The following is a 3,581-nucleotide window of genomic DNA, read 5'->3' as shown; positions in this document are numbered from 1 at the left end:
CATTCGTAATGATGGGGTCACAGGTTCGAGTCCTGTAAGCGGCACCAGCCAACTCATTGAAAATAAACGATTTTATCAGGCAGCTTGGCACTGATCGCAACCTCTTGCCCCCGTGCCGCAGGGGGCGCAGCATCCGACCATCGTCAACCAACAGTTGAGGTGATGCCGATGTTGTCCGTCCGCCAGATCCAGTTGCTCCGCCCACGCGCCAAGCCGTACAAGGTCTATGACGGGAATGGACTATTCCTGCTGATCCAGCCCAACGGCTCGCGTCTTTGGCGCTTCCGATACCGCCTCTATGGTCATGAGCGGCGGCTGTCGCTCGGCAAATATCCGGGCGTGGGACTGAGGGCTGCCCGGGCGAAATGCTTCGACGTCCGCGATCAGCTCGCGGCCGGGATCGATCCCGCGGTCGCGAAGAGAAACCAAACCCCTGAGATCATCGCGGCATGCCGAGCCACCTTCCGCGCTGTCGCCGACGAATATATCGCCAAGATGCAGGCCGAAGGAAAAGCGCCGGCTACCCTCGCCAAGCTCCGCTGGTTTCTTGACCTGCTCGACCCGCATATCGGGGACATGCCGATCGGCGGTGTATCGCCGCACGACCTCCTCTCGGCTCTCAAGGCGATCGAGCGCCGCGGCCACCACGAAACCGCCGTCAGGACGCGGGGGTTTGCCGGGCGTATCTTCCGATTCGCGATTGCGACCCTGCGCGCCGAGCACAATCATGCCGAGGTGCTCCGCGGCGCATTACTTGTTCCGAAAGTGACCCACCGAGCCGCGATACTCGATCCGCGGCATGTCGGCGAACTGCTAAGAGCGATCGATCGATACACCGGACGCCCGGAAACGCGAATTGCGCTGCAGCTTGCGCCGCATGTCTTCCTGCGACCGGGCGAGTTGCGCACCGCCGAGTGGAGCGACATCGATTTCGAGGAGGCGGTCTGGACGATACCGGCGACCCGGACGAAGATGCGACGGCCCCATGCCGTGCCCCTGTCGAAACAGGCACTCGCGCTTCTCGAACAGCTGCGGACGATCGGCAATCCGGGACGCTTTCTTTTCCCTGCTCTGCACAATTGGCAGCAACCCATCTGCGAGAACAATCTCAATAACGCCTTGCGTCGGCTCGGCTACGAAGGCGACGAGATGACCGCTCACGGCTTCCGGGCGATGGCCAGCACGCTGCTGAACCAGAGCAGCCTATGGAATCCGGACGCCATCGAGCGGGCGCTGGCGCATTGTGATCCTGACCCCGTCCGCACCGCCTATAATCGGGCGAGCTATTGGGACGAGCGGGTACGAATGGCCCAATGGTGGTCCGACCATCTCGACGCCCTCCGCGACGTCGGGAATGTCATCTACGTCGATTTTCGTCGCGGAAGACCGACGAACCTGCCGGCCTGGCAGGGAAGCTAGTGCTTCTCGAACAGCCGCTTCAGGCTGTCGTACCGGATGAAGGTCGAGCGCCCCACCTTGACCGTCTCGATCTCGCCGGCGGCGATGAGCTCATAGAGCGTCGAGCGGCCGATGCCGGTGAGTTCTACCGCCGTCGCGATCCGGACGCAGATCGGCTCCAGCCCAGCCGCATCGACATGCGCCGAACAATCTGAAACAGGACCAGTAGACAGAGGCGGCTTCCGCATCATCGCGATCTGCCGCGGACAAAGGCGCGGTCGCTGGCAAGGAAGGCTTCCAGCATGGCCGGGACCAGGTCGCTTACCGGCTCCTCCTTGCCATAAGCCTCCCGATATGCGGCCGCATATTCAACGAGTGCCGCATGGAGATCTGGCATGACGCTTATTGTCAATCGGATGGGTGTCCGGTCGGGGAGTCGCGGAAGTTTCAAGTCAGCCATCGACTTTATTCCCGCCCTGCCACGGCGCCAGCAGGATATCCTTGTGGACGACGACGCGCAGCGGCCAGCCCGGGCGCACGCGCAAGGTCGGCTGGATGTCGAGCGACCGCCCGACGACCTGGTCGCCGGCGCGCGCGCCATTTTGCTGCGCCGCCTCGCGAAGCGCACGCACTAGGTCGGTTTCGCCGCTTCCGAACCCTATCTCGGTCCCGACACCGAGCAGAGTCGAAAGAGCGACGCCCTTGAGAAGCTGCCAGCTATGCCGGTCGACCCGGTCCGATAACCCCGCATATCCCTGCGTATCGGTCGCCGGCACATTGTCGATGCGGATGGAAGAGCCGTTAGGAAGGACGATGCGCTGCCAGACCACGAGCGCTCGGCTCTGCCCGAAAGCCACGACGCTGTCGTAGCGGCCGATCAGGCGCGAGCCCTGCGGGATCAGCACCGTCCGTCCCGTCACGCTGTCACAGGCATTTTCGGTGACCTGCGCCGTGACCAGCCCGGGCAGATCGGAATCGAGACCGGTAATCAGGCTTGCGGCGATAACGCTCCCGGCGCTCAGGACATACGGTGAGGCAGCCGGCGCCAACCGGTGCGGGTTTACGTCGTCGTCGCGATTGGTGCGACCGACGAGGTCATTCTTGCGCAGCTGTCCGCCGGGATCGCGCTCCGTCGCCGCTGCCGCCGGCTGAGCGACCGCGATGTCGTCCGGGACGATTACAGGTGGGGGGGCGGCGATACTCTTTCCTGCCAGCGGCAGCATCACGCCGGATTCCCGCGCCGCAAGGATCCCGGCGGCGCGGCGCTGGCGCTCGGCCTCGGCGTCCTGCGCCGCCCGCCGGTCTGCATCCGCAAGGGAATCCACAGGGCCTGCATCCTCTGCGATCCCGCGCCGATGATTGAGGATAGGCCTTCCGAGGTCGCCCGGAAGCGGTGGGCCGAGCTTCGGCACGTCGTCATAGCTGGCAGGCGCCCCCGCGAGCGCATCGGGCGGGGCCTTCGCGCCGGGCTGCGCGTCGTCGGCAGCCACGACCAGGCCGAGGCCTGTGGGTTTCAGCGCCAGCCAAGCGACCCCGGCAATCGCTAAAGAGCTGGCAGCAGCGATGCCGACGACAGCGCCGCGGCGGAAACGGGTGACCCGCATCGGCGCGGCGCGGAGCGCCAGCGTTTCGGGATCGGCCTTGGCCGGCACCGCGCCGCCGGGCGGGACATCAGTCGCGCTCATTGCCCCCTCCCCCGCGTCGCCTGGCCTGCGGTGATGCGCACGATCTTCTGCTTCTTCCCGCCGAGCCGGAGTTCGGCGGCGGCGAAGAGCCGGTCGACGACATAGTAGCGGCCCGCGACGCGATAGTTGACGAGGCTGGCTTCGCCGTCGTCGCCGAGGATGAACAGCGGCGGTGCCTCGCCGACCGCGATGCTCGGTGCGAACTCGATGTAGGTCTGCCGCCCGTCGTCGAAGGCGCGCAGCGGCCGCCAGGCGGGCTTGTCGCCCGAGATCGCATAAGCGAAATTGAGACTGTCGAGTTCCAGCCCTGCCGCGACAGGTGCCGCTGCGATCGCCGCATCCTGCCGTTGCCGCAGCGCGATCAGTTCGTCCTCGGCATAGCTCCACGAGAGCGCGGCCATCGCGCCCGCCGAGCGGCTCGCCAGCTCGAGCCGATAGACGCGCCGGTCGGTCGTCACGACGAGATTGGTTCGCAGGCCGGCGGAGAAGGGTTTCACC

At 65.7% G+C, this 3,581-nt stretch carries 5 protein-coding genes; 1 reads left to right on the top strand and 4 read right to left on the bottom strand.

Annotated elements, in window-relative coordinates; translation table 11 throughout:
* The first annotated feature begins 84 nt into the window (after positions 1-84).
* Positions 85-1,419 carry a tyrosine-type recombinase/integrase gene (locus tag VGD20_RS17725; protein WP_331135700.1) on the top strand — a complete coding sequence of 445 codons (1,335 nt, stop codon included), beginning with the start codon at positions 85-87 and terminating at the stop codon, positions 1,417-1,419.
* On the opposite strand, the gene VGD20_RS17720 is transcribed toward VGD20_RS17725, so the two are convergent.
* From VGD20_RS17720 to VGD20_RS17705, 4 genes are all read right to left on the bottom strand, one after another.
* A complete protein-coding gene (locus VGD20_RS17720) occupies positions 1,416-1,649 on the bottom strand; it encodes a helix-turn-helix domain-containing protein (RefSeq protein ID WP_331135699.1) in 234 nt (77 codons plus the stop codon). The two genes, VGD20_RS17725 and VGD20_RS17720, sit on opposite strands and share 4 nt — an antisense overlap.
* On the bottom strand, positions 1,646-1,858 hold the full coding sequence (locus tag VGD20_RS17715; protein ID WP_331135698.1) for a DUF2274 domain-containing protein: 213 nt from the start codon (positions 1,856-1,858) through the stop codon (positions 1,646-1,648). Before VGD20_RS17715 ends, VGD20_RS17720 begins: the two co-directional genes overlap by 4 nt.
* Positions 1,851-3,083, bottom strand: a complete 1,233-nt coding sequence (locus VGD20_RS17710) for a TrbI/VirB10 family protein (protein ID WP_331135697.1) — start codon at positions 3,081-3,083, stop codon at positions 1,851-1,853. The genes VGD20_RS17715 and VGD20_RS17710 overlap by 8 nt, the downstream gene beginning before the upstream one ends.
* On the bottom strand, positions 3,080-3,581 hold a 502-nt coding region (locus VGD20_RS17705), incomplete at its 5' end, for a TrbG/VirB9 family P-type conjugative transfer protein (RefSeq protein ID WP_331135696.1). The genes VGD20_RS17705 and VGD20_RS17710, both read right to left, overlap by 4 nt.

Source organism: Sphingopyxis sp., assembly GCF_036402335.1.
In the GTDB taxonomy this organism is placed as follows: Bacteria; Pseudomonadota; Alphaproteobacteria; order Sphingomonadales; family Sphingomonadaceae; genus Sphingopyxis.
The sequence above is the reverse complement of the archived record's forward strand: the minus strand, read 5'-3'. Positions and strand labels throughout refer to the sequence as shown.

Coding starts and splice junctions, on each gene's coding strand:
- VGD20_RS17710 (WP_331135697.1), bottom strand. CDS start 3,083: ATGAGCGCGACTGATGTCCCGCCCGGCGGCGCGGTGCCGGCCAAGGCC.
- VGD20_RS17720 (WP_331135699.1), bottom strand. CDS start 1,649: ATGATGCGGAAGCCGCCTCTGTCTACTGGTCCTGTTTCAGATTGTTCG.
- VGD20_RS17715 (WP_331135698.1), bottom strand. CDS start 1,858: ATGGCTGACTTGAAACTTCCGCGACTCCCCGACCGGACACCCATCCGA.